The 25,724-nt window shown below is 31.8% G+C and carries 27 protein-coding genes, 1 riboswitch and 1 other annotated feature; of the genes, 21 read left to right on the forward strand and 6 right to left on the reverse strand.

The window, feature by feature from the left end; translation table 11 throughout:
- The 13 genes from JOC70_RS06195 to hydE all read left to right on the forward strand — a co-directional run bounded on the left by JOC70_RS06195 (position 1) and on the right by hydE (position 10,414).
- Positions 1–678, forward strand: coding sequence for a TVP38/TMEM64 family protein (locus JOC70_RS06195; RefSeq protein WP_204598020.1), 678 nt, complete (start codon positions 1–3; stop codon positions 676–678).
- A 155-nt stretch (positions 679–833) separates the two neighbouring features.
- The gene (locus tag JOC70_RS06200) at positions 834–1,841 is read left to right on the forward strand and encodes an asparaginase (RefSeq protein ID WP_204598021.1); all 1,008 of its coding nucleotides are present in this window, start codon (positions 834–836) and stop codon (positions 1,839–1,841) included.
- A gap of 45 nt (positions 1,842–1,886) precedes the next feature.
- Entirely contained in the window at positions 1,887–2,246 is a 360-nt protein-coding gene (locus JOC70_RS06205) for a VOC family protein (RefSeq protein WP_204598022.1), read from the forward strand.
- A 313-nt stretch (positions 2,247–2,559) separates the two neighbouring features.
- Positions 2,560–2,925 (forward strand): DUF2089 domain-containing protein, encoded by a 366-nt coding sequence (locus tag JOC70_RS06210; protein ID WP_204598023.1) that lies wholly within the window; start codon positions 2,560–2,562, stop codon positions 2,923–2,925.
- A 23-nt stretch (positions 2,926–2,948) separates the two neighbouring features.
- Positions 2,949–3,320, forward strand: a complete 372-nt coding sequence (locus JOC70_RS06215) for an SHOCT-like domain-containing protein (protein ID WP_204598024.1) — start codon at positions 2,949–2,951, stop codon at positions 3,318–3,320.
- Between the two features lie 81 nt (positions 3,321–3,401).
- Positions 3,402–3,662 carry a hypothetical protein gene (locus JOC70_RS06220; protein WP_204598025.1) on the forward strand — a complete coding sequence of 87 codons (261 nt, stop codon included), beginning with the start codon at positions 3,402–3,404 and terminating at the stop codon, positions 3,660–3,662.
- A gap of 136 nt (positions 3,663–3,798) precedes the next feature.
- Positions 3,799–4,047 (forward strand) — a binding site (T-box leader).
- A gap of 171 nt (positions 4,048–4,218) precedes the next feature.
- Complete coding sequence (locus JOC70_RS06225) at positions 4,219–5,031, forward strand: amino acid ABC transporter substrate-binding protein (protein WP_204598026.1); 813 nt, start codon at positions 4,219–4,221, stop codon at positions 5,029–5,031.
- Positions 5,032–5,043: 12 nt separating this feature from the next.
- On the forward strand, positions 5,044–5,727 hold the full coding sequence (locus JOC70_RS06230) for an amino acid ABC transporter permease (RefSeq protein WP_204598027.1): 684 nt from the start codon (positions 5,044–5,046) through the stop codon (positions 5,725–5,727).
- Positions 5,728–5,739: 12 nt separating this feature from the next.
- Positions 5,740–6,483 carry an amino acid ABC transporter ATP-binding protein gene (locus JOC70_RS06235; RefSeq protein WP_204598028.1) on the forward strand — a complete coding sequence of 248 codons (744 nt, stop codon included), beginning with the start codon at positions 5,740–5,742 and terminating at the stop codon, positions 6,481–6,483.
- Positions 6,484–6,551: 68 nt separating this feature from the next.
- Positions 6,552–7,532: a glycerophosphodiester phosphodiesterase family protein gene (locus tag JOC70_RS06240; RefSeq protein WP_204598029.1), complete on the forward strand. Its 981-nt coding sequence runs from the start codon at positions 6,552–6,554 to the stop codon at positions 7,530–7,532.
- A gap of 80 nt (positions 7,533–7,612) precedes the next feature.
- Positions 7,613–7,796, forward strand: a riboswitch (cobalamin riboswitch).
- A 132-nt stretch (positions 7,797–7,928) separates the two neighbouring features.
- Entirely contained in the window at positions 7,929–8,255 is a 327-nt protein-coding gene (locus JOC70_RS06245; RefSeq protein WP_204598030.1) for a CGGC domain-containing protein, read from the forward strand.
- A gap of 198 nt (positions 8,256–8,453) precedes the next feature.
- Positions 8,454–9,323 (forward strand): transposase, encoded by an 870-nt coding sequence (locus JOC70_RS06250; protein ID WP_204598031.1) that lies wholly within the window; start codon positions 8,454–8,456, stop codon positions 9,321–9,323.
- 44 nt (positions 9,324–9,367) lie between these two features.
- A complete protein-coding gene (hydE, locus tag JOC70_RS06255) occupies positions 9,368–10,414 on the forward strand; it encodes a [FeFe] hydrogenase H-cluster radical SAM maturase HydE (RefSeq protein WP_204598032.1) in 1,047 nt (348 codons plus the stop codon).
- 76 nt (positions 10,415–10,490) lie between these two features.
- On the opposite strand, the gene JOC70_RS06260 is transcribed toward hydE, so the two are convergent.
- The 3 genes from JOC70_RS06260 to JOC70_RS06270 are packed head-to-tail and all read right to left on the reverse strand — an operon-like array spanning position 10,491 to position 12,881.
- A complete protein-coding gene (locus tag JOC70_RS06260) occupies positions 10,491–11,243 on the reverse strand; it encodes an ABC transporter permease (RefSeq protein WP_204598033.1) in 753 nt (250 codons plus the stop codon).
- Positions 11,230–11,958, reverse strand: a complete 729-nt coding sequence (locus tag JOC70_RS06265) for an ABC transporter ATP-binding protein (RefSeq protein WP_204598034.1) — start codon at positions 11,956–11,958, stop codon at positions 11,230–11,232. Before JOC70_RS06265 ends, JOC70_RS06260 begins: the two co-directional genes overlap by 14 nt.
- On the reverse strand, positions 11,958–12,881 hold the full coding sequence (locus JOC70_RS06270; RefSeq protein WP_204598035.1) for an ABC transporter substrate-binding protein: 924 nt from the start codon (positions 12,879–12,881) through the stop codon (positions 11,958–11,960). The genes JOC70_RS06265 and JOC70_RS06270 overlap by 1 nt, the downstream gene beginning before the upstream one ends.
- A 185-nt stretch (positions 12,882–13,066) precedes the next feature.
- Here JOC70_RS06270 and JOC70_RS06275 point away from each other — a divergent pair, with 185 nt between their 5' ends.
- Positions 13,067–13,975 carry a prenyltransferase gene (locus JOC70_RS06275; RefSeq protein ID WP_204598036.1) on the forward strand — a complete coding sequence of 303 codons (909 nt, stop codon included), beginning with the start codon at positions 13,067–13,069 and terminating at the stop codon, positions 13,973–13,975.
- A gap of 73 nt (positions 13,976–14,048) precedes the next feature.
- Here JOC70_RS06275 and JOC70_RS06280 read toward each other — a convergent pair whose 3' ends face one another.
- Positions 14,049–14,627: a hypothetical protein gene (locus JOC70_RS06280; RefSeq protein WP_204598037.1), complete on the reverse strand. Its 579-nt coding sequence runs from the start codon at positions 14,625–14,627 to the stop codon at positions 14,049–14,051.
- Positions 14,628–14,889: 262 nt separating this feature from the next.
- On the reverse strand, positions 14,890–15,465 hold the full coding sequence (locus tag JOC70_RS06285; protein WP_204598038.1) for a hypothetical protein: 576 nt from the start codon (positions 15,463–15,465) through the stop codon (positions 14,890–14,892).
- A 272-nt stretch (positions 15,466–15,737) separates the two neighbouring features.
- Between JOC70_RS06285 and JOC70_RS06290 the strand changes: the two genes are divergently transcribed.
- The gene (locus JOC70_RS06290; protein WP_204598039.1) at positions 15,738–19,091 is read left to right on the forward strand and encodes an ATP-binding protein; all 3,354 of its coding nucleotides are present in this window, start codon (positions 15,738–15,740) and stop codon (positions 19,089–19,091) included.
- Between the two features lie 117 nt (positions 19,092–19,208).
- On the opposite strand, the gene JOC70_RS06295 is transcribed toward JOC70_RS06290, so the two are convergent.
- Positions 19,209–19,832, reverse strand: a complete 624-nt coding sequence (locus JOC70_RS06295; protein WP_204598040.1) for a hypothetical protein — start codon at positions 19,830–19,832, stop codon at positions 19,209–19,211.
- A 300-nt stretch (positions 19,833–20,132) separates the two neighbouring features.
- Here JOC70_RS06295 and JOC70_RS06300 point away from each other — a divergent pair, with 300 nt between their 5' ends.
- The 6 genes from JOC70_RS06300 to JOC70_RS06325 all read left to right on the forward strand — a co-directional run bounded on the left by JOC70_RS06300 (position 20,133) and on the right by JOC70_RS06325 (position 25,700).
- Complete coding sequence (locus JOC70_RS06300) at positions 20,133–20,774, forward strand: undecaprenyl diphosphate synthase family protein (protein ID WP_204598041.1); 642 nt, start codon at positions 20,133–20,135, stop codon at positions 20,772–20,774.
- Between the two features lie 165 nt (positions 20,775–20,939).
- On the forward strand, positions 20,940–21,140 hold the full coding sequence (locus JOC70_RS06305) for a hypothetical protein (RefSeq protein WP_204598042.1): 201 nt from the start codon (positions 20,940–20,942) through the stop codon (positions 21,138–21,140).
- Positions 21,141–21,246: 106 nt separating this feature from the next.
- The gene (locus JOC70_RS06310) at positions 21,247–21,651 is read left to right on the forward strand and encodes a VOC family protein (protein ID WP_204598043.1); all 405 of its coding nucleotides are present in this window, start codon (positions 21,247–21,249) and stop codon (positions 21,649–21,651) included.
- Between the two features lie 120 nt (positions 21,652–21,771).
- Positions 21,772–22,980 (forward strand): type I phosphomannose isomerase catalytic subunit, encoded by a 1,209-nt coding sequence (locus JOC70_RS06315; RefSeq protein WP_204598044.1) that lies wholly within the window; start codon positions 21,772–21,774, stop codon positions 22,978–22,980.
- 104 nt (positions 22,981–23,084) lie between these two features.
- Positions 23,085–23,651, forward strand: a complete 567-nt coding sequence (mnmM, locus tag JOC70_RS06320) for a tRNA 5-(aminomethyl)-2-thiouridylate-methyltransferase MnmM (RefSeq protein WP_204598045.1) — start codon at positions 23,085–23,087, stop codon at positions 23,649–23,651.
- A 159-nt stretch (positions 23,652–23,810) separates the two neighbouring features.
- Complete coding sequence (locus tag JOC70_RS06325) at positions 23,811–25,700, forward strand: PocR ligand-binding domain-containing protein (protein ID WP_204598046.1); 1,890 nt, start codon at positions 23,811–23,813, stop codon at positions 25,698–25,700.
- Positions 25,701–25,724: the final 24 nt, after the last annotated feature.

Here is a 25,724-nt window from a genome sequence, read left to right on the forward strand (position 1 = left end):
ATGAATATACATAAGAATAAATTAAAATTCTATTTTTTATTATTAGTAACTCTATGTGGGCTAGCAGGAATATTTATTTATGCTAAATCCAGTGGTATCTTGAATCATATGACTTCTATGGAGGATTTAAAAAAGTATATTGAGGGATATGGTAAAAATGCATATATTATATTTTTTATAGTGCAATTTGTATCTGTTATTATCGCACCCATACCTAGTAATGTAAGTGCTGTAGTTGGGGGAATGATGTTTGGCATGTGGGGATCTTTTTTTATCAGTATGCTGGCAATAATAAGCGGATCTGTAGTAGTATTTATTCTTGCAAGAAAATTTGGAAGATCTTTTACAAACAAGTTTGTAAGCCATAAGGTTTCAGATAAGTACGAGCAGATTATTTCATCAAAAAAGGGGGAACTATTAATTATGTTAATGTTTCTTCTTCCGTTTCTACCAGACGATATTATTGGCTTTTTAGTTGGACTTAGCAAAATGAGCTTAAGCAGATACTTTATAATAATGCTATTAGCAAGGCCGTGGGAAATACTAGCTGCATCTGCATTAGGATCTTCGAATATAATAATACCATGGTGGGTATGGGGAATAATTGCACTATGCATGATTTTTATAATAAAGAATAGTAATAAGATGGAAGACAAGTTAATCAGTGCTGTTAAATAAAGGTTAAATATACTTTTTTAACAAAATATTTTTAATTTTTTTTATATTGACTACTTCTTAGGCTGGTTTATAATTATTTATTATATAAGGACGTATGAAGCTTAATGTATGCTTTTAAATTTGCAAAAAGAATTATTATATAAGGAGAAAGTTATATGAAAAAAATATTGTTATTATCTACAGGGGGAACTATTGCTTGTGCAGAAGGCAATGATGGACTTGCACCAGCTCTTACGGGAGAAAGTCTTTTAAGTTACACAAAAGAAGTACAAGATATTTGCCAAATTGATGCCGTACAAATATTAAATATTGATAGTACTAATATGCACCCAGAATATTGGATAAATATTGTTGAATATATTGAGAAAAGTTATAATAATTATGATGGATTTGTTATAACTCACGGAACAGATACTATGGCATATACCTCTGCAGCACTTTTTTATATGATACAAAATTCTAATAAGCCAATTGTTATTACAGGTGCTCAAAAGCCTATTATATTTAAAGAAACAGATGCAAAAAGAAATTTAGTAAATGCCATTCAATTTGCATGTAATGGGGTAGGCGGAGTATTTATTGTCTTTGATGGTAAGGTAATCTGTGGATCTCGTGCGGAAAAATTAAGAACAAAAAGCTATAATGCTTTTGAAAGTATTAACTATCCTTATTTAGCTAGTATTGAAGAAAATAAGATTAAATATAATGATCAAGTTTCCATTTATAAAAAAGAACAGGAACTTACATTTTATAAATCTCTATGTACTAATATTTTCTTACTAAAGTTAACTCCTGCAACGGATCCTGATATACTTGACTATTTAAGTGATAAGTATTTAGGAATAATTATAGAAAGCTATGGCAGCGGGGGAATTCCTTTTGAGAATAAAAAGAATTTCTTGGCTAAATTAAAAATGCTAGATGAGGCGGGAAAGATTGTAGTTATAAAAACTCAGGTGCTTTTAGAGGGCACTGATTTGAGTAAATATGAAGTTGGACAAAAGGCCTTGAAGTATGCAGTAATTCCAGGGCATGATATGTCAACAGAGGCAATAGTAACAAAGCTCATGTGGGTACTTGGACAAACTAAAGATAAGGAAAAAGCAAAGCAGCTGTTCTTAACATCCATACGTAATGACTTGATTATTGAAAAATTAGCTTAAAATTTAAATATAAAAATAATATTTATTCAAGGGAGAAAATAAGTTATGAAATTTTGTTGGAGTACATTAATGGTTAAGAATATGGAGGAATCTCTAAAGTTTTATCAAGAAATAGTTGGACTTACAGTTGATAAAAGATTTAAAGCTGGTCAAGGGACTGAAATTGCATTTTTAGGAGATGGAGAAACAAAGATTGAGCTAATATACAATGAAAATAATAAAGGGATTGATGTTGGACAAGATATTTCATGGGGATTTGAAATAGAATCTGTGGACAAAATGATGGAGTTTGTTAATAGTAAAGGCATAGAATATAGTGAACCATTTCAACCTAATCCACATGTTAAGTTCTTTTATGTAACAGATCCAAATGGATTAAAGATTCAGTTTGTAGAAAATATGTAGTCTATATGATTAGAGCATTTGGCACCTCCCATTGAAGGTGTCTTTTTGCTTTGAAAAAAACAAAAATGGACTTGATAATATCTTTCATTGTTGTTAATAAAGTTAGTTAAGATTAAATAAAAATAAGAAAATTTGATCCAGAAGCCTCTTAAAGAAGCTTATATTTAAATTATTAAAGGTTGGATTAAAAATATTAATTATAAAATTAATTATTTTAAAAAATATATAATTTTGGATTGATTATTTTAATTAAATTATTGATTTGTTATAAGAATAGTATTATAATGAAGATACAGAAAAGGAGAGGATGATTATGGCTTATAGGGTAATAAGCAAATGTCCTATATGTAACGGAAAATTAAAAGCTATCAAGCTTAGATGTGATAAATGTGGCACTATTATCGAAAATGACTTTGAATTTTCTAAGTTCGAGTATTTAGGAGAAGAATATCTTAATTTTATGGAAGTTTTTTTAAAGTGTAGAGGCAATATTAAGGATGTTGAAAAGGAACTTGGGATATCTTATCCTACTGTAAGAGCTAAGCTAGATGAAGTTGTTTCAGCTCTTGGCTATACCGTAGTAAAAAAGCCTACAGTAGACAACAAGGAAATACTTGACATGCTAGAAAAGGGTGAAATATCAGCTGAGCAGGCTTTAAATATGATGAAAGGGAATTAAAATTTGAAAGGGTGGATTGTAAAATGAAGGAAGAGGTTAAAAGAATTTTAAAAATGGTTGAAGAAGGTAAAATTGATTCAGAAAAAGCTACAGAACTTATTGAAGCACTTGATAAATCCAGTAGTGCACAACAGCTTACTGTATCAAAAAATTTAGATAAAATGCTTAAAGTTAGGGTGTTATCAGGCACCAATGATACCGTAAATGTAAATGTACCAGTTAAGTTTCTAAAAGCTATAGGAAATGCGGTTAATAATATTAAAATACCAGGCATTTCAGAGCAGGATGGAATAGATATAAAGATGATTATGGAGGCTATTGATTCAGGTCTCGAAGGTAAGATAGTGGATGTAAAAAGCAGCAATGGAGATATAGTTGAAGTTTCTATAGAATAAAGGTTTTATTAAGTCGCTGGATTAAATATGAAGTAAACATGCTCAATTTAATTTGCAAGTTAAATGAAAGGGAGAATAAAATTGAGAATTTATATAAAGCTTAATACTGGAAGAAGCTTTAAAATACCAGCACCAATGGCACTTATAAAAATAGCCCTTGGCTGTGGCAACTTTGGACTCACAATTGCAAAGCGATATATTACTGAAGAACAAAGAAAATATATTGAAAATATCGACCTTAAGGAACTTAAAAAAGGATTTGATATGTTAAAAGCTTATAAGGGATTAAAGATGGTAGAAGTAAAAGCTGGAGATGGAACAGAAGTAACTATAATAGTTTAATTATAAGGAAAATATGCGAACGTAATCGCTGATAGCAACAATTACCATAAAACAAATTTATAAAAATCTTGACAATAAAAGTCGTATAATATATAGTATTCCTATAAGAATACTTTTAAAGTATATAGATGAAAATAAAAATGCTGTGATAAGAATTAGTAGTATAGACTAAACTTACAGAGAGAAACCCTCTAGGCTGAAAGGGGTTTTTAGTGTAATCTATGTGAATGCATCTTTGAGCACTGTCTCGAAAATAAGTAGACGGCAGCGGGTACGCTCGTTAAAGCGTTAAGGTATGTTTGTACCTAAATTGATGAGAGTCATGAATTTATTTATATTCGTGATAATTAGAGTGGGACCGTGGAATATAACTTCTACCTCTATATTTTAGAGGCAGGAGTTTTTTGTTTTCAAGATGTATTAATGTATTTAAATAATTATAACATAGAAAAAATTGAAACAAGGGGGAGTTATTGATTAAATAATTTTTCAAGAAATATAAGATACTATAAATAAAATTAACATAAGAATATTATAAAAATCGGAGGGAATAAAAATGAAAAAAAGAAATATATTTGTGAGTGCTGTTTTAGCTTTAACTTTAATTATAGGTGTTACAGGATGTTCAACAAAAGATAATAATGCAGGTAAAGAAACTGCACCTAAAAACTTATTAGAAACAATAAAGAATGATGGCAAAATTCGTATAGGTACTGAAGGAACATATGCTCCATTTACTTTCCATGATAACAATGGAACTTTAACAGGCTTTGACGTGGAGATAGCAAATGAAATAGCAAAACGTCTTGGTGTAAAAGCAGAGTTTGTTGAAACAAAATGGGATGGTATGTTTGCAGGACTTGATGCAAAAAGATTTGATGCAGTATTAAATGAAGTTTCAATAAATCCTGAGCGTGAAAAAAAGTATGATTTTTCAACTCCATATATAACATCAAGAGCTGTACTTATCGTAAGAAGCGATAACCAAGATATTAAAAAATTTGAAGACTTAAAAGGTAAAAAATCTGCTCAATCTTTAACAAGTAATCTTGGTAAGATTGCAAAAAGTTATGGAGCAGAGCTGGTTCAAATTGATGGTTTTAATCAAGCCATTGACCTTTTAACTTCAAAGAGAGTAGATGCCACTATTAATGACAGCCTATCTTTCTTGGATTTAAAAAAGCAAAAGCCAGATGCGCCAATAAAATCAGTAGCAGATTATAATAATGCCGAGCAAAGTGCTGTATTATTTAGAAAAGGAAATAAGGAGTTAGTAGATGCAGTAAATAAGGCACTTGCAGATATGAAGGCAGATGGTACTTACTTAAAAATTTCTCAAAAGTGGTTTGGTACTGACGTATCAAAATAACGAGGTGACAAGATGAATTTTGATGAAAGAGCATCAAGAATAATAGAAATATTAATAAGCTCATTTTTACCTATATTAAAGGCGGGATTGGAATTTACAGTCCCCCTTGCCATTATATCCTTTTCTCTTGGATTAGTTCTTGCTTTAATTACAGCTTTAGCAAGAATATCAAGTTTTAAACCATTGGTGTTATTAGCTAAGTTCTATGTTTGGATAGTAAGAGGGACACCACTTCTAGTTCAATTGTTTATCATATTCTATGGGCTTCCAGCAGCAGGTGTAACACTAAACGCGCTGACTGCAGCTGTAATTGGTTTTACCCTAAGTGTAGGTGCGTATAATTCTGAGATTATAAGAGCTGCTATTACATCTATACCTCAAGGTCAGTGGGAGGCTGCATATTCCATAGGTATGACGTATAAACAAGCACTAAGAAGAGTAATTCTTCCTCAAGCTGCTAGAGTTTCCATACCCCCACTAGCTAATTCTTTTATAAGTCTTGTTAAAGATACATCACTTGCTGCAACTATAACCTTTACTGAAATGTTTATGATAGCTCAGAGAATTACAGCTGCAACTTATGAACCTCTTTGGTTATATATTGAAACAGCAGTTATCTATCTTATGTTCTGTAGTGTACTATCAGTGCTTCAGAATAGGTTAGAAAAAAGACTTGAAAGATATACAACTAGGTAAAGGAGGGATTTTATGATTAACATAAAAAACTTACACAAAAGCTTTGGTAAGAATGAGATTTTAAAGGGTATAGATTTACAGATTAATAAGGGAGAGACAGCGGTTATTATTGGACCATCAGGTTCAGGAAAAACCACTCTATTAAGATGTATAAATTTATTAGAGACTCCAAATGAGGGATCTATAACAATTGGGGAAAATGAGGTAATGTTTAGCGGAAATAAAAAGATCTCTACTAGTGAAGTACAAGCACTAAGAAGACAAACTGGAATGGTATTTCAAGGCTTTTATCTTTTTCCTCATATGACCGTTATAGAAAATATAATGGAGGGACAGGTAACAGTATTGAAACGTTCAAAGGAAGAGGCTCGTGAAAAAGGTCTTAAGCTTTTACAAAAGGTTGGACTTTTAGAGAAAAAAGATCAATATCCATTTGAACTTTCAGGAGGTCAGCAGCAAAGAGTAGCTATTGCCCGTGCCATGGCAATGGAACCGGAAGTTTTATTATTTGATGAGCCTACTTCTGCATTAGATCCAGAACTGGCAGCTGAAGTTACAAAGGTAATGAAGGATCTTTCTAAAGAAGGAATGACTATGGTAGTAGTAACTCATAAAATGAGTTTTGCAAGAGATGCAGCTCATAAGGTTGTATTTATGGAAAATGGGTCAATTGTTGAAGCTGGTACACCAGAGCATGTTTTTGAAAATACAGGCAATGAGCGTTTAAAGAAGTTTTTGAGTATAATAGATGATTAGTGCCACCCACGTGGCAAGTGGCAAGTTAGCAAATCGAGGGCACTTAATTTATAAACTATGGGGGAAAAATGGACAAATTTAAAAAGGTAATAAAGAAAAAATCGGCAATATTTTTTATAATATTATTTACATTTGTCTATGTGAGTAACAGCTCACTGTTTATAAAGCAGCGAACAGGAAAAGCAACTATACTTGCACATCGTGGGCTCGCACAAACTTTTAGTATGGAGGGAATAACTAATGAAACCAATACGGCTCAGCGCATTCATAAGCCTGAGCATACTTTTTTAGAAAATACAATTCCTTCTATGGAGGCAGCCTTTAAATATGGAGCGGATATAGTTGAGCTTGATATTCAGCCAACCAAGGATGGAAAATTTGCTGTTTTTCATGATTGGACATTAGAATATAGAACCGATGGGAAAGGACTTATAAAAGATTATACAATGGACGAGTTGAGATTACTTGACGTTGGGTATAACTACACTGCAGATGGAGGAAAGACATTTCCTTTTCGAGGTAAAGGAACAGGACTTATGCCTTCATTAGATGATGTTCTTACTAAATTTCCAGAAGGTTCTTTTTTGATTCATATCAAAACTGATGAAACAGAAGATGGGCAGCAGCTTATTCAATATCTTTCTAAGCTATCCAAAGAAAGTTTAAATAAATTGGCTGTATACGGAGGAGATAAACCTATTGCTTTATTACAGAAGGAGTTACCTAATCTTCGAGTTATGTCAAAGGAAACGTTGAAAAAATCACTGCTTTCTTATATTGCTATAGGGTGGACAGGATATGTTCCCAAGGCGTGTAGAAATACTGAATTACATATACCATTAAAATACGCTCCTATCCTATGGGGATGGGGAAGCCGATTTTTAAATCGAATGGATAGTGTAAATACTCGTGTAATTGTTGTAGGCGGCAGCGGAGAATTTTCTGAAGGATTTGATACTGTCGAAGACTTGAAGAACTTACCACCTAACTATACTGGAGGTATTTGGACAAACCGCGTTGATAAAATAGCTCCATTATTTCAGAAATAGAAATTTCTTATATAAGTTTATATGGAATGAGTTAACACTTGCAATATAAGCAGGATTTATAGTACAATAAGTATACTAAATTAGTAGTTTATAAAATAGGTTCAATAGATTTTATCTGTTGATTAAAAGAGAAGCTGGGTGAAAGTCCCACACGGTCTCGCCGCTGTAAGAGAATAGTTTTTTCAATATGTCACTGGGAAACTGGGAAGGCTGAAAAAATGTTGACGCTCGAGTCAGAACACCTGCCTGTTTTATATTGCCAAAAACTCTACGAGTAATAGGGGGAGGAAAATTAAAATGACTTATATGCATTTTGGATAGACAGCCCTTTAACTAAACGTTGAAGGGTTATTTGTTTTATGATTTTACGATAATGAGAAAAGAGGAGAATAATATATGAAAATAGCTATTATAGCATGTGAAAACACAAATGGTACATGCTCAACCATGGGATGTTTTAAGGCTTATAATAATAGAAATAAGGCTTTTAGTATTTATGAAAAGGATGAGGATTTGGAAATGATGGCATTTGCTACATGCGATGCTTGTTCCAAAAATTCTGATGAAAATTTATTAAAGACTGCAAAAAAACTTCAAGAAGCAGGTGTTAAAAAAATTCATTTAGCGGTTTGTATTATTAAAAAATGCAAGGCTAATAGGGCCCATGAAATAAAACAAATTTTTGAAAATCATAACATAGAGGTAATAGAGGGAACACATTAGTGCCTAGTGCCACCCACGTGGCAAGTGGCAAGTTGATATTTAATCTATATAAAATTTAATTATTTTATTAAAGAGGGAACCTTGTAGGGGTTCCCTTAGCTGATAAATTAATGATACTTTATAGAATTTCTAATTTTATGTATATTTTTTATGAAAATGTGAATAGTTTAGATATACCATTTACAGGAGTGAAGTCATATGTCAAGAAAGAATAGAATTATCTATGAAGGAGCGATATACCATATTTATCAGCGAGGAAATAACAAAGAATACATATTTCAAGATGATAATGTAAAATCATTTATTTTAAGATGCCTGAAAAAATATAATACAAAGTTTGATTATGAGATTTTAGCCTATGTAATTATGGATAATCATTATCATTTACTTATAAAAACCAACAAATCTCCAATAAATGAAATAATGTTTTATTTGGACAATTTATTAGGAAAGTACATAAAAGGTGTGTTAAATAGGACAGGTCACGCATTTGATAGTAGATATAAGAGTAAGTTAGTTGACAACAATGCTTATTTAGTATGGCTTTTAAGGTATATACATAGAAATCCAATAAAGGCTGATATATGTGATAGTTTAGAGAATTATCCTTGGAGCAGTCATTATTTTTATAAAAACAACATAAATTCGGGTATCAATGCTAATTTTATATTAAGTATCTTAGGGGACAGTAGGGAAAGGGCTTCTAAGCAGTATTTAAAGCTTGTTAATTCACCTGGAGATGAAATTCATGAAGATAAAGATTATGAAATTACAAAGGCAGCACTTAATCTTAAAGAAACTCCATTTTCAAATGAGGGCAAGGATTTTAGTAATTTTGTAAGACTAAATCGTAAACCATTAGATGAAGTAATTTCAAAACTAAATATAAATAAATCTATACTTATGGAGATTAGGAACGGGAGCAGGAAACAATGCCTCACCGCAGCAAAGATAAAAATTATAAGATGTGCATTAAGTGAATGTTATTCCTTAAAGGAAATAGCAGAATATTTTAATGCGGCACCATCGACCATAAGTAAGTTAATTTCAAGAAATAAAATAGTGTAACTTGCCACTTGCCATGTGGGTGGCACTTTAGGAGGATGGTAGCAATGGATGATAAAAGCTTACAATTAATCAAAAAAGCTGAGGAAACTCATAATTTAAGCAAAGAAGAACTGGTTATGTTACTTAAAGATAATAGCATAAATGAGGAACTTTTTAGTGCAGCTGACAGAGTTAGAAAAAGGTATGTAGGAGATGAGGTGCACTTAAGGGGAATAATTGAGTTTTCAAATACATGTAAACGTAATTGCTTATATTGTGGATTAAGAGCAGCTAATAAAAATGTTGAAAGATATAGATTGATGCCTGATGAAATAATAGATTTAGCTAAAAAGGCAGTAGGTTATGGATACAAAAGTATTGTTATGCAATCTGGAGAAGATGATTATTACACAGTAGACATGCTTGCATCTATAATATCAAATTTAAAGAAGATGGATATAGCAGTTACTTTAAGTTTAGGGGAAAAAACTTTTGAAGAATATAAGGCTTACAAAGAAGCCGGAGCAGATAGATATTTAATCAGAATAGAAACTACAGATGAAAAGCTATATGAAGAGTTAGACCCAGCTATGAGTCATGAAAATAGAAAAAGATGTATTAGAGATTTGAAATCATTAGGATATCAAATAGGAACAGGTAACTTAGTAGGGCTACCTAACCAAACTATAGAATCTTTGGCAGATGATATATTATTTTTCAAAGAAATAGATGCAGACATGATAGGACTTGGGCCATTCATTCCTAATGAAGATACTCCTTTAAAGGATGCAAAGGGCAGGGAATTTACAATGAGCTTAAAGGTTATGGCTTTAACAAGGCTCTTATTACCAGATATAAATATACCTGCTACAACAGCTATGGAGACTCTAAATAAAAATGGAAGAATAATAGCACTTCAAAGTGGTGCCAATGTTGTTATGCCTAATATAACTGAGGGGGACTATAGAAAATTATATGCTCTTTATCCAGGTAAGATATGCATAAATGATACACCAGGACATTGCTTTAATTGTATTTCAGGAAAGATAAGGTCTATAGGAAGAACGGTTTCAACATCTAAAGGACATAGCCTTAAATCTTTAAGGAAATAAATAAAAGTGCCACCCACATGGCAAGTGGCAAGTTAAACTAACTTGCCACTTGCCATGTGGGTGGCACTATATTTTACTATATTTTAATCCATCTGCAGAGCTTATTTTCTAGTATATCAATAATCTTAAATATTAAAAATCCCATTATGCTAAGGGATAATATTCCACTGAACATCTCAACATAGTTTGCCATTAGCCAGCTATTCATTATAAAATAACCAATACCATAGGTTGTTGCAAAATTTTCACCAAAGAATAGCACAGATATGCTCACACCAACACTAATTCTTAAAGCAGTTATTATTTTAGGAAGCACTGCTGGAATTATTAAATGCCTATAAGTCTGAGATTTGTTTAATCCAAGGGAGGTTACAGAATAAAAGAGTTCCTTTGGTATTTCACGAACTCCATCCCTTGCAGCTACAATGATTTGAAAAATAATTATTATAATTATAAGTACAACCTTAGGGGTGTTACCAAGACCAAATAAAATCATTAGTATTGGCAGAAAGGCTATTTTAGGCAGCGGATATAGTATGTATACTATGGGTGTTATAAGTTCATCGGCCTTCTCGCTCATGCCAATCCAAAGTCCAATTAAACTTCCAAATACTAATGAAATTAAAATTGCTGTAGTTATTCTAGCTAGGCTTACTGATAAGTGAAGGCTTAATATGCCTGGGAAAATTTCAATAAAGTTTAAAAGTGTTTTATAGGGAGAGGGAATTGCTGATGAACTTACAGTTAAATGAAGTATGTACCAAAATAGCACTACTATAAAGATTCCATATAAAGTTTTGTTGTAGATGAAGGCTTTAAGCTTCTTCATTTAACCACTTCCTTACCTCAAGGCATATTTTGTAAAATTCTAAGTTGTTTCTTAAATTTTCATCTCCAAAGTATGGATTATTTATTATATGATTAATCTTTCCATCACCCATAACTATAATCCTTTGTCCAAGGAAAACAGCTTCTTCAATATTGTGGGTTACCATTACTAAAGTGAGATGCCTTTCCTTATATATATTTAATATAAGATTTTGAATATGCTCCTTTGTTATAGCATCTAGAGCTGAAGAGGCCTCATCCATAAGAAGCAAATCAGGTTCTAGGGCTAAGGTCCTTCCAATTGCAACTCTTTGTTTTTGTCCACCGCTAAGTTCGCCAGGAAGTTTCTTTTTATACTCATCCATACTTAAGCTTTTTAATATTGAACAAACTTTATCATTGATTTCAGATTTTTTAAAGCCTCTAGATTTTAAAGGAAATGCAATGTTATCCCAAACAGTTTTCCAGGGGAGAAGGCCATAATCTTGAAGAATTAACCCTGTATCTTTTCTTATGTCAGTAAGCTTTTGGCCACCAATAAATATATTACCTGAAGTTGGTTTTATAATCCCGGCTAAGGTATATAAAAGTGTAGTCTTTCCGCATCCTGATGGACCAATCACAGCACAAGTAGTATTCTTAGCGATATTTAGAGAAAGCTTATCTAAGGCTTTCTCCTCACCATAACACACATCTATGTTTTTGACTTCAATCATTATTTTACGAATTTCCCTTCAACTAAGTCCTCATATTTTAAATCTATTTTTTTCTTTAGTATCTTTTCGTTCCAGTCCATAATAGTTTCAAGATACTCTTTACTAGGTACTCTTGCCTTATTGTATTTTGGTAAAATGATTTTATCTTTAATCTCTGGTTTTAGTTTTAGCTTTTCTATTAATACTTCTCTTGCTTCAGTATCGTTTTTATTTATTTCCGCAATAGCCTTGTTGTAACCTTCGTGAAATAGCTTAACTGCTTTCTCGTTTTCCTTTATAGCTTTTCCTGTAAATACCATTATATCTGGTGAAAATTCATCGGTATTTTGTATCAGTTTTTTGCCAAGTCCATTTAATTCTCCTTGAGAAGCCATTGGCTCAGGAATAACAGCCATATCCAAGTTACCCTTATTAATCATTTCAAGTCTAGCAGGAATTTCATTTATATAAACCTTTTCTACATTGTATTTATCTCCCAAACTTCTATCAGATAAATAGTTGGATACGCTTACTTCCATCATCCCAACTTTGATATCTTTCTTTTCTTCAAAGGCTTTTTTTATTAAGAAAGGGAAGGATCCATCTGTGCTTGTTGTAACCTTTATATCAAAACCATTTTGAACGTTATTTACTAAAGCAATAACATCTGTCATAGCTCCATCTAATTCACCACTCTGGAGAGCGCTTTGTCTATTCATTGCATTTGTATAAACCTGTACATCTACATCTAATCCAAGTTCTTTAAAATATCCTTTTTTAGCTGCAAGAAATATAGGTGCTGAGTCTACTGCTGGCATAACTCCAATTTTTAATTTGAAATTTTCTTTTGAAGTTTTAGGTGTAGTATTTTTTGAACTACATCCAACTGTAAATGCCATCATAACAGCTAATAGTACTGCTGATAACTTCTTGATATTTTTCATTTTTACATCCCCCATCTGTTTTTGTAGTGCCACCCACATGGCAAGTGGCAAGTTGACGCTAACGTGCCACTTGCCATGTGGGTGGCACTATTTAATTGTAGTACTTTGTTGTTGAGTTTTCAACACGCTTATGTATAATTAAGTGTGTGTTGTAAAGCTTATATAAACTTTTGGGAGATGTGATTATGAAATATACAAAGGAATATATTATAAAACTCGTAAAGGATTTATGGATTGCGCTAAGACCCTTATCTCTTACACTTGCTGTGGCATCAACCACTTTAGGTATGTTAATGGCTCATAGGGAAGGAAAGTTATTAACAGGAAACCTCAAATTAGATGTGTTTAAGATAGTATTAGTTACTATAGGAGGCATGCTTGTACAGGGGTGCGCAAACTTAATAAATGATTTTTATGAAGGGTCTTTTAAATATCATAGGCCGGGAGAAAGGACCTATAAATTTTTAAAGTACGAAAGAACTGCCTTTGATCTTTTAGTATTTGCATTTAGCATGTTATGTTTAGCAGGAACTGGGCTTATAGGACTAATACTCATGTATTTAAGTACTCCAAAGCTCATTTATATTGGAATAGCTGGTATTGTAGGTTCCTATGCCTATACTGGGGAACCATTTGTATATAAGAAAAGAGGATTAGGAGCTATATTGTCCCTTATGCTTATGGGACCTTTAATGGTGTTAGGCTCTTATGTTGTATTTACAAGTGAATATTCTATCATCCCTGTAATAGGTGCGCTACCAGCAGGATTGATGATTCCACTACTTATGATGTCAAATGAGATAAGAGATTACGAAAGGGATAAAAATCTTGGAATAAGAACACTTACAGTGATGTTAGGAGTTAAGGCTGGCAAAGCAATCTATGTTTCATTAATAGTTGCAGCATATGTAATGACAACTATATTAGTTATTACAAAGGGCTTACCAATATTAGCATTACTAGTTTATATAACCTTGCCAATAGCTATTAGGGCTTACAAGACGGTTTCTAAACCCAAAACTAGCGGAATACGTGTTACAAATATTCTACACATAACTTTTAATTTAATAACTATAATTGCATTAATAAACTAGTGCCACCCCCGTGGCAAGTGGCAAGTTACATTAACTTGCCACTTGTCATGTGGGTGGCACTAAAAATTATGTATTATTTTTTTACTTCTTGCTTTCCAGTTATGCTGCTCTTCTCATCCATTTTGAATCCAGCTTTAGCTTCTTCGCTAGAGAAGTATACGTTACCTTCAACCTTAGCATCAACTAATTGGAAGTCTTTAGTTTCAACATATAAATCACCTTTAAAAGTTCCGCTTTGAATTCTAGCAGTTGGGCTCTTTATAGTTAATTTTGGAGCAGTTAAAGTAAATCTAGCAGTTACCTTTTTGTCTTTGTCTTGAGTGTAAAGAGCTATTTTACGTTGAATAGCATCCTTACCATCTTTATCTTTTTTACCATTCTTAAATTCGCCTTCTAATACAAGGTCCTTATCAATAGTGATATCGTTTAACGTTGCTATAATCCAAGTACCATCTTTGCTTATAGCTTTTTCAAAAGCTTCTGCCTTGTCCACTATTGAAGCAGTTGTTACAGTGTCAACCTTTTCAGCTGGAGCCTTAGTTTCTGTCTTAGTTTCAGGCTTAGTTGCTGTTTGTTCAGCAGGTCTGCTTCCGCATCCAGCTAATAAAGTAAGTGATAGAGCAAGTGTTGATAATAAAACCTTAATTTTCATTTAAGATCCCCCTATTTGTAATAATTTTTGATACAGATTATATTATAATATAAACTATTTTAAAATAGTATAGATTTTCATATTATTTTATAAAAAAAATATCAGGAAATTGATGGGAATAGTAGGTGATTATCTGTCGAAGGAGTAAAGAACATATAATGAACTGCAATAACTTATACATAAAAGGTAAAAACCCTACGGCAAGCATAGGGTTTAAAGGTAATCCGAATTAATTGATAAGCTAAGTTCATTATTATATAAACTATTTCTTAACTTCTTGTTTTCCAGTTACGCTGCTCTTGTCATCCATTTTAAATCCAGCTTTAGCTTCATCATTAGTAAAATATATATTTCCATCAACTTTAGCATCAACTAATTGAAAGTCTTTAGTTGAAACGTAAAGGTCTCCTTTAAAAGTTCCATGCTGGATACTAGCATTTGGGCTGTTAATAGTTAATTTTGGAGCAGTTAAAGTAAACCTAGCAGTTACATTACGTTTTTCATCTTGAGTATAAAGAGCTATTTTACGCTGAATTATATCCTTGCCATCTTTATCTTTCTTACCATTTTTATATTCGCCTTCAAGCACTAAATCTTTATCAGTACTTACATCTTTTACTATAGCAATAATCCAGGTACCATTTGTGCCAATTGCCTTTTGAAAAGCTGCAGCATTATCAACTATCGATGCGGTTGTTACACCATCTGGTTTGCTTCCTTGATTTTGATTTTGGTTTTGTGTTGTATTTGGTGATTGATTATTAGTATTTTCTCTAGCGCATCCAACAGATAGAGCAAGTGATAGAACTAGTACAGATAATAAAACCTTAGTTTTCATTTGAAATCCTCCTTACTACTGCTTATTTTTAATATAAATATATTATTTGCTAAATTGGCAAAAAAACACGTGTTTTTATATTTTTTAATCAAAAGTTGCGTTATTATAAAAGGAGATAAGTAATAACTAATATTAGTTGTTGACGGCATCCAAATCATTGAGATTGTAAAATTATGCTTAAAACAATAGAATGAAAAGAACATGCCACTTGCCACGTGGGTGGCACCTTTGTTATTATTAATATAAAAAAAGGGTAAAGGTGAAGGAGTTTTATGAAAAATATCAAAATGTCAAAAATAAAATTGTGTAGCTTGCTTTTAATTACCCTAGGGATATTTATATATATAATTAATGGAAGTTTAAATGTAAGTAATACCAGTAAGCCAAGTCCTGTGGCTAAAAATGGTGTAATAGATTTAAGAAATTGGGATTTTCAAAGTGATGGAATGACCAAGTTAAATGGAGAGTGGGAGTTTTATAAAAGTCAATTTTTAGAACCAAAAGACTTTGAGAATGCACATCTAAAAAAGACCTATGCTTCTATTCCAGGAACTTTGGGGGGAGCTGGATATGGAACTTATAGATTGAAGATTCTTGTCAGTAGCGATGATTATCTATACTCAGTTAAAATCGATTACATTCAAAATGCATATAAACTTTGGGCTAATAATCGTGAGGTGGTATCTGTAGGAGAAGTAGGCAAAAATAGAAATGCAATGAAACCAAAATTGATGCCTGAAACAGCTTCTTTTTATACAGAAAATGGAGAAGTATATTTGACCCTTCAAGTTAGTAACTTTTACGCTAAGTTTGGATTTATAGATACCATATTAATGGGAGAAGCTTCAGAAATAGATGCCTATGAGGAAAAAAAGCAAGCCCTTGATTTATTCCTTTTTGGAAGCAGTGTTCTAGCGGCAATTTATAATTTAGCAGTGTTTTTTAAAAGGAAAAAGAATAAAGCGCCTTTATATTTTGCAATAGTTTGTATTTTAATTGCTATTAGAACAATATTTATAGGAGAAAGATTCGTTATTTCTGTATTTCCTGACTTTAGCTATTTATTTGCAGTAAAGATAATGATTTGGACTTTTTATTTATATATGCCCTTCATTGTATTGTTTATTAACAAAAATTATGACGGAATACTTTCGGAAAAGGTTGTAAAAGTTTCAAGTTTCTCAGGTCTTTTATATTTTTTCATAGTGGCTATAAGTCCAACAGAGTATTATATTCAATTAATAGTTCCCTTTGAAGTTTTAGCTTTATCGCTAATATTTTATATGATGTTTAAAATATGTAAAGTATATATCAATGCAGAAACCAATGATTATATTACTGTAGTAGGTCTTTTTGCACTATTTATAACAAGAATAAATGACTTTTTATATGAGTACAGCATAATTATAACCAATTCATTTGCCCCTTTAGGAGTATTTATCTTTATAGTAGCTAATTATTATGTCTTGGCAGAAAGGCAAGCTAGAGCTCTTTCAAGATCAGAAGATATAGGAGAAAAGCTTAAATCCCTAAATAATTTAAAAGATGATTTTTTAGCTGTAACATCCCATGAACTTAAAACGCCGCTAAATGGGATAATTGGTTTATCTGAAAATCTTGCTGAGGGAGCTAACAATTATATGACTGAGGATGAAAAGTATAACTTGTGTTTGATTAAATCAAGTGCAATAAGACTATCTAACTTAGTTAATGATATTATAGTATTTTCTAAACTTAAAAATAACGAAATAATATTACAAAAGAAGCCGGTAAAAATTAACAAATTACTAGAAATGGTAATAAAATTTTGTGAGCTATCAGCAAATAATAAATCTATCCAGTTGGTTAATTTGGTAGATGAAGGAGCGCCCTATGTTGATGGAGATGAAGATAGAATACAGCAGATTTTTTATAATTTGATTGGGAATGCAATTAAATTCACACATGAGGGGGAAGTAATAGTATCTTACAGCGTAAAAGAAAATTATATAGAAGTGTCTATAGAGGACACTGGAATTGGAATACCCAAAGAAGGACTTAATACAATCTTCAATATATATGAACAAGGTAATGGAATTTCTGAAAAGTATGGGGGTACGGGATTAGGACTTTATATAACAAAGAAATTAGTTAAGCTTCATGGTGGAGATATAAAGGTTAAATCTTCTATAGGGAAAGGGAGTAAGTTTACATTTAGTTTGCCACTGAGTTCTGCAGAAGAAGTTAATAATACTCATGAGTGCGCCAAAGATATGTTAAAAGAAGTAAATTATGAGCATTTAAATCTTATATCAAATGATAAGTATAGTGAGTTAAGTGGGAGTTTAACTACTAAGGTTAGTAAAAACTATAAAATACTCATAGTAGATGATGAATATGTGAATCAAAGAGTACTAGAAGGTTATCTTTCACATCTTAGTGAATATATATTAAAGGCTTCAACAGGAAAACAAGCATTAGAAATTGTGGAAAAAAATGAAGATTTAGATTTAGTTATTATTGATATGATGATTCCAGATTTATTAGGTTATGAAATATGCAATATAATTAGAAAGAAGTATTCAATTTTTGAGCTGCCTATACTTATTATGACTGCAGATAATAGGCCGGAAAATTTAGTGATATCCTTTGAAAGTGGTGCTAATGATTATCTGAGAAAGCCATTTAATAAATATGAGTTGTTATCAAGAGTAAATACTTTGCTAACACTAAAGGATTCAGTGGAAGAGGCATTAGTACTTGCAAAGCAGGTAGCGGTAGCTAACGAAAGAATTCAAACACTTAATTCTGAAAATGATGAAAGTAATAAAAAAGTAGAAGAGCTTATGGAATATGATAAGGTAAAAACGGAATTTTTTTCCAATATGTCTCATGAACTTAAAACTCCGTTAAATGTTATAAGCAGCACGATACAGCTTCTAAGATCTTTAGATGAATCAAAGAACTTAGCTGATGATAGAATTCAATATTATTTTACTATAATGAATCAAAATTCATTAAGGCTCCTTAGATTGATCAATAATATAATTGACACCACAAAGATAAATGGTGGATATTTAAATCTTAATTTAACTAATGATAATATAGTGTATGTAGTTGAAGAACTGGTGCAATCAGTTGCAGATTTTGTAAAGTCAAAAGGAATAAATATAATCTTTGATACAGAAGTAGAGGATAAGATTATTGCATTTGATGAAGAAAAGATTGAAAGGATTATACTAAATCTTTTATCCAATGCAGTAAAGTTTACAGATGCAAAAGGAAGTATATTCGTTAACATTTATGATAAGGGCGATTTTGTAGAAATATCTATAAAAGATACAGGAATAGGTATACCAGAAGATAAGTTAGATTTTATTTTTAAGAGATTTGCTCAAATTGATAAGTCTATAACTAGAAAAAAAGAAGGAAGTGGTATAGGTCTTGCTCTTGTAAAATCCCTTGTTGAAATACAGGGGGGAACTATTCGTGTAAAAAGTGAACTTGGGAAGGGCAGTGAGTTTACTATAACTCTTCCTGTGAAGGTAGTGAATGTTGAAGGAACAGAAAATAATATAATAAGTGAAGAATCCTGTGAATCAAAATATAAAGAAAAATTGCAAATGGAGTTTTCGGATATATACTAAAATAAAGTGCCACCCACATGGCAAGTGGCAAGTGTGAAAAATAGGGATGGCTAACAATTATTTATTATTAATAGTTGTTAGCCGTCCCTTAAACTATTATGAACTTTATAGTAAAAGTTATTTTTTTAATTCTTGCTTTCCAGTTATTTTACTTTTATCATCCATTTTAAATGTTGACTTAGCGTCATTATTAGTAAAATATACATTCCCATTAACTGTAGCATCTATTAATTCGAAGTCTTTAGCTGAAACATAAAGGTCACCTTTAAAAGTTCCATGTTGAATACTAGCCTTTGGGCTGTTAATAGTAAACTTTGGTGCAGTTAAAGTAAATCTATTAGTCACATTACGATTTTCATCTTGAGTGTAAAGAGCTACTTTACGTTGAACAATATCTTTACCATCTTTATCTTTCTTACCGTTTTTAAATTCACCATCAAGTACTAAATCTTTATTAATAGTTAGGTCTTTTACTATAGCAATAATCCAAGTGCCTTTGTTGCTAATTGCCTTTTCAAAAGCAGCGGCATTGTCTACTACAGATGCAGTTGTTACAACGTCGGTCTTATTTTCCTGAGCCTTGCCTTGATCTTGGGCTTGAAGAGGAGTTTGATATTGAGCTTGAGTGTTAGTTTGATCTTTGGTTGTTCCTGGCACTGGCGTAGGATTGATATTTCTAGCACATCCGAAAGATAGTATAGTGAACATAAGTAATACGAATGAGATTAATTTTAATTTCATTTGAAATCCTCCTTGTCTTTAAATAATTATTACATTAAATACAGTATTACCTAAAAAATAATAATTAACACATGATTAAAAGCAAGGAAGGTTTAACAGCTATAATTTAAATATAAGCTAAATTATTTAGAAGTTTAAGATATAAATAGGGGTTTATTGGCTAAAATAAATAATGACGTATAATTAATATAAAATATAGAGGTTAGGAATATTTTCATATATAATAGAGATATTATAAAATTTTAATATAGAATCATAGTAAACATTAAAAATATAATGAGAATTCGGGGTGACAATAAAATGAGATTACCAAACCATATTGGAATAATTCCTGATGGTAATAGAAGATGGGCAGTTGCTAATGGAATGCCTAAAGATAAGGGATATGAGATAGGAATTGATCCAGGGCTAGCTACCTTTAAGTTATGCCAGGAAACTGGAATTAAGGAAATCACATACTATGGATTTACCATAGATAATACAAAAAGGCCAAGTGAACAAAAGAAGGCCTTTACAGATGCATGCATTGAATCAGTAAATCTAATTACTAAGGAAGATGCAGAAATATTAGTAGTTGGAAATACAGATTCGCCAGCCTTTCCAAAGGAACTAGAATCCTTCACCACTAGAAGAACCTTTGGTAAGGGAGGAATTAGAGTTAATTTCCTAATAAATTATGGATGGCAATGGGATTTAAATGAGCTAAAAACAGCTGATGCATCGAAAAAGAACATTATAAATAATATAAAGTCTCATGATATATCAAGAATAGATCTTATTATACGATGGGGAGGAAGAAGAAGATTAAGCGGACTACTTCCAGTTCAATCTGTATATTCAGACTTTTATGTAATAGATGACTATTGGCCAGATTTCAAGCCTAATCATTTTTCAGAGGCTCTAGAGTGGTATGATAAACAAGACGTAACGCTTGGTGGCTAAATAGCAGGAAAGTGCCACCCACATGACAAGTGGCAAGTTAATGTAACTTGCCACTTGCCATGTGGGTGGCACTAATATTTCTAATATTTGCATAGATTTATTTAACAAACAAATAATAACTAAGTAGTTGATGAGTTTGCAAAGCACTTAAGAGAGGTGAAAAGTATGAGAAGCATGAGAAATGATAATCCTAACCATAAGGCTTATACTATAAGAAAAGTTGAAGATAACTTAAGCGGCATGCCACAGCATATAACACAAGGTTCAGATGTAGGCAGTGAACCATTTCCATTTACAGAGGAAGATAATAAAATGAAAGAACAATATCAGTTTGGTGAGGTCATGGGAAGTAACGAGAAACTTTAAAATGGGAACGGTTAACAACTATTTACTGGATTTAATTGTTGTTAACCGTTTTTATAATTTATAATTTATATATGTAAAAATAGTGAAGTAGGTAAGGAGAAATAAAATGAGCATAAAATCTATACATCATGTATGTATTCAAACAGAAAATTACAAGGAATCATTAAAATTTTATACAGAGATACTAGGTTTTGAAATAGTTCAAGAGACACCTAATTTTCATACTAGAGATTTTAATACTTGGATAAAACTAGGATCCTTTATGATTGAGCTTCAAACTGCCAAAAGGGGAGATAAGCTAAGTAAATGGAACTCTTTAAATGAAGGAATAGTACATATGTGCTTTTTAGTAGATAACGTTCAAGAAGAATATAACAGAATAAGGAGACTTGGATACAATAGTTTTAAATTAAAAAATGGCAGTGAAATATACAAAGTTGAAAATGGGTATTTATTTAAGATAAAGGCTCCAGAAGGAACTGAAATAGAAATGAGAGATGAAGAATTATAAAGTGCCACCCACGTGGCAAGTGGCAAGTTAATATAACTTGCCACTTGCCATGTGGGTGGCACTTTTTTGATGAATCCCTCATATATTTTAGTGATATGACTAATTGGAGGGATTTAGTAAATGTATTACCCCTTTAAATTTAGGGAGGTTTACAAGAATTATATTTGGGGTGGAAGAAATCTGGAGTTCTTGGGAAAGGTTTTGCCAGAAGGAAAGGTTTCCGAAAGCTGGGAAGCTTCTTGCCATGAGGATGGACTTAGTATTATAGGTAATGGAGAGTTTAGTGGAAAAACGCTATATGAGGTTATAAAGGAAAAGGGTGCAGAAATTTTAGGGGAAGATATATATATAACATATAAGGATAAGTTCCCCATACTCATAAAGTTTATTGATGCTAATGACAAGCTTTCTGTTCAAGTGCATCCTGACGATGAATATGCAAAAAAATACGAGAATAATTCCTTAGGTAAAAATGAAATGTGGTATATAATTGCTGCAAAGCCTGAATCAAAGCTTATATGTGGATTAAGGGATAGTGTAGACAAGGAAAGGTTCAAGAAAGCTTGTGATGAAGAAAGGGTAGAGGAGTGCCTAAATTATATAGAAGTAACTAAGGGGGATATAATAAATATACCCTCAGGAACGGTACATGCTATTGGTGAAGGACTTTTAATTGCAGAAATTCAGCAAAGTTCAAATATAACTTATAGAATATATGATTATAATAGAAAAGATGCCAATGGAAATGAAAGAGAGCTTCATTTAAATAAGGCACTTGAAGTTATAAATTTTAGTGAAAAAAGTAATCAATCAGGTAATAAGCAAATCTGCAAAGAAAAATACAAAGGAATGAAACTAACTGAAAATGCCAGCATATCTGTAATAAATTCTCTTGAAGATGAAGGGAACAAAGAGTTAATCGAAAATGAAAACACTGCTATAACATACATTGCCTTAAACAAATGCTTTTGTGTAAAGCTTTATGAAACGTCCTGTGGATTTAAAGAAAGCACAAAAGGAGAGAAGTTTCATATATATACTTTTCTTGAGGGTGAAGGTACTATAATTTATAGTGAATCTTATAATAAAATATCTTCACAGGATGAAAAAACATTATCCCCTGAAAATAAGGAAGGAATGACAAGTAATAAAGCTGAAGAAAGATTTACTAAGGGACAAACGATATTTATACCTGCATCCTTAGGAGAATATGAATTAAAAGGGAGATTTAAAGCGTTAAATATATATTTGGAAAATGAGCAAAAGTTAAAAATGCAATTGGATTATTTAAGAAAAAGCGGATATAATTTAGATGAAATCATCAAATAAAAATATAAATATCAAAGAATCAATAATAATTGCTTAGGAAATTCGGTTATTGCTGGACTGTAATCTTAGCCATTATTTATATTTAAACAAAAGCGGAGGGTATTATGAGTGAGTTTTTTACAAATTCTATGAATATAGCAAAAGAAATATGCAGGTTAAAGATTAAGAATGGAGACAAGGTGGTGGATGCAACCGTGGGAAAAGGCAGCGATACCTTGTTTCTAGCAAGTCTTGTAGGGGAAGAGGGAGAGGTATACTCTTTTGACATACAAAGTGAAGCTATACAGGCCACAAAGGAAAAACTTGAAAATAATAATATAAAGACTAAGGTAAATTTAATATTGGATGGGCACGAAAATATAGATAGATATGTGGAAGGTGGAGTAAAGATAGTTATGTTTAACTTAGGATATCTACCTTCTTTTTCGCATAACATTACCACAAAAGCACACACCACAATTGAAGCGGTACAAAAGTCGCTGAAACTTTTAGTGCCTAAGGGAGTAGTAATACTTGTAATATACCATGGACATGAAAATGGGAAAGCCGAAAAGGAAGCTTTAGAAAATTATACAAAAACATTAAATCAAAAGGAGTATAATGTGGCGCAATTAGAATTTACAAACCAAATAAATTATCCGCCACAATTACTTATTATAGAAAAAAGATAAGAGGTTTTAGAGACAAAAATAAAGAATAATATTTTGGCTAAAATTCAAGGAGTTTTTTTATTTATGTAGAATATATAAACATCAGTGATTGTCAAAAAATGCAGAAAAATTATTAATATACAATGTATTGCCTATGATAAAGCACTTGGAGGTCATAACATGGCTAAATATAAACTTGAAGAATTAGTGGATATGGAAAAGCTTCAAAAGTTAATGGATAAGTTTTACAGTGTTACAGGACTGCCCCACGGGGTACTAAATTTAGAAGGAAAATTGCTCATAAATACAAGATGGCAAATAGTATGTGAAAAGTTTCATATGGAAATATATGATTCTCAAACCCACTGTCTTATAGGAATGATGAAGGACAGCGAAGTAGAAAGAGGAGAAGATTATATTCTTAATCAATGTAAAAATGGCCTCATGAGTGCATTTGTTCCTATTGAAATAGATGGAGAGATTATTGCAAACTTTGTTATTGGTCAATTTTTTATAAAAGAGCCAAATTTAGAAATGTTTAGAGACCAAGCTAAAAAATTTGGAGTGGATGAAAAGGCTTATCTAGAAAGTATAAAAAGCGTACCTATAATAGAGAAAGAGCGACTTGAAGATATAATTTGTTATTATAAAAGTCTTGCAAAGATATTTGCAGAAATGGGATTAAGCAAGATTAAGGAAATTCAATTAAGAAATCAGGTAGAAGTTTGTAATAGGCAGCTGCAAGAAGAATTAAAGCAGCGTAATGCAGAACTTCAGCAAAATAATAATCAACTATTAAAAGAACAAGAAAGAATTAAACAAGTAAAAGAAGCTTTAAGGGAAAGTGAAGAGCAATATAAAAGGCTTGTAGAGCTGTTGCCTATAGGGGTATACATAAGAGATAAAGAAAGATATCTATATTGCAATGAAGCGGGAGCTAGGCTATTGGGGGCAAAGGAATCTCATGAGGTAATAGGCAACAAAGTAAGTGACTTCTTAAGATTTACAAAGAATCAAGAGCAGCAGTTTCAAAAGGATTATGAGGATGTAATACAAAGCAACGAAAAACCCTTTAGTCAATGTAGATTTTTTAGAGTAAAGGACAAAAAATATATATACTTAGAAGGGATTGGAGCTAAGTGTCCTTACAATGGAGAAGACCAAATGCTTATAGTATCTCAGGATATTTCAGATAGAAAGGCAAAGGAAAGGCTGCGTACAACTGTGGCTGAAAAAACTCGCCAGCTAAATGAAGCAGTGGCATACGAAAAGTTAAGAACAGACTTCTTTGCAAACCTATCCCATGAATTAAGAACTCCTTTAAATATAATACTCACATCCCTTCAAGTAGCCAATATAATATTAGAGAACATGAATATAACTGATAAAAGTGAAAATATACAAAAACTTTTTAGATACAAGGATTTGATTAAGCAAAATTCTTACAGGCTTATAAGGCTTGTGAATAATTTAATAGATATAACAAAAATTGATGCAGGATATTTCCAGCTTTTCCCTAATAACTGTAATATAGTGAGCCTTGTTGAAGATATAACCTTGTCTGTAACGGAATATGCAAAAAATAAAGATATAAATCTTATATTTGATACAAATATAGAAGAAAAGATAATGGCTTGCGATGAGGATAAAGTTGAGAGAATGATACTCAATTTACTTTCTAACTCTTTGAAATTTACTCCTAAGGGTGGAGAAATAAAAGTCAATTTTGAAGATCAAGATAAATATGTACTGATATCTGTAGAGGACAATGGGATAGGAATACCAGAAGATAAATTAGAGTCCATATTTGATAGATTTGTACAAGTGGATAAATCCTTATCAAGGAACAATGAAGGCAGCGGAATAGGACTATCTCTGATAAAATCCCTAGTAGAGCTCCATGGTGGGGAGATATGGGCTCGCAGCAGATGGGGAGATGGGTCTAAATTCTTTATTAAACTTCCTGTAAAAGTACTTTCTCAGGATGAAGATAAAAATATGGATGTGCCCTCAGGTACAAATAAGGGAGAAAAGATAAATATAGAGTTTTCAGATATATATTTTAACTAAAAATAAAAAGTCAGCCCGAGGGCT

The organism is Clostridium pascui (assembly GCF_016908015.1).
Classification (GTDB): domain Bacteria; phylum Bacillota; class Clostridia; order Clostridiales; family Clostridiaceae; genus Clostridium_AK; species Clostridium_AK pascui.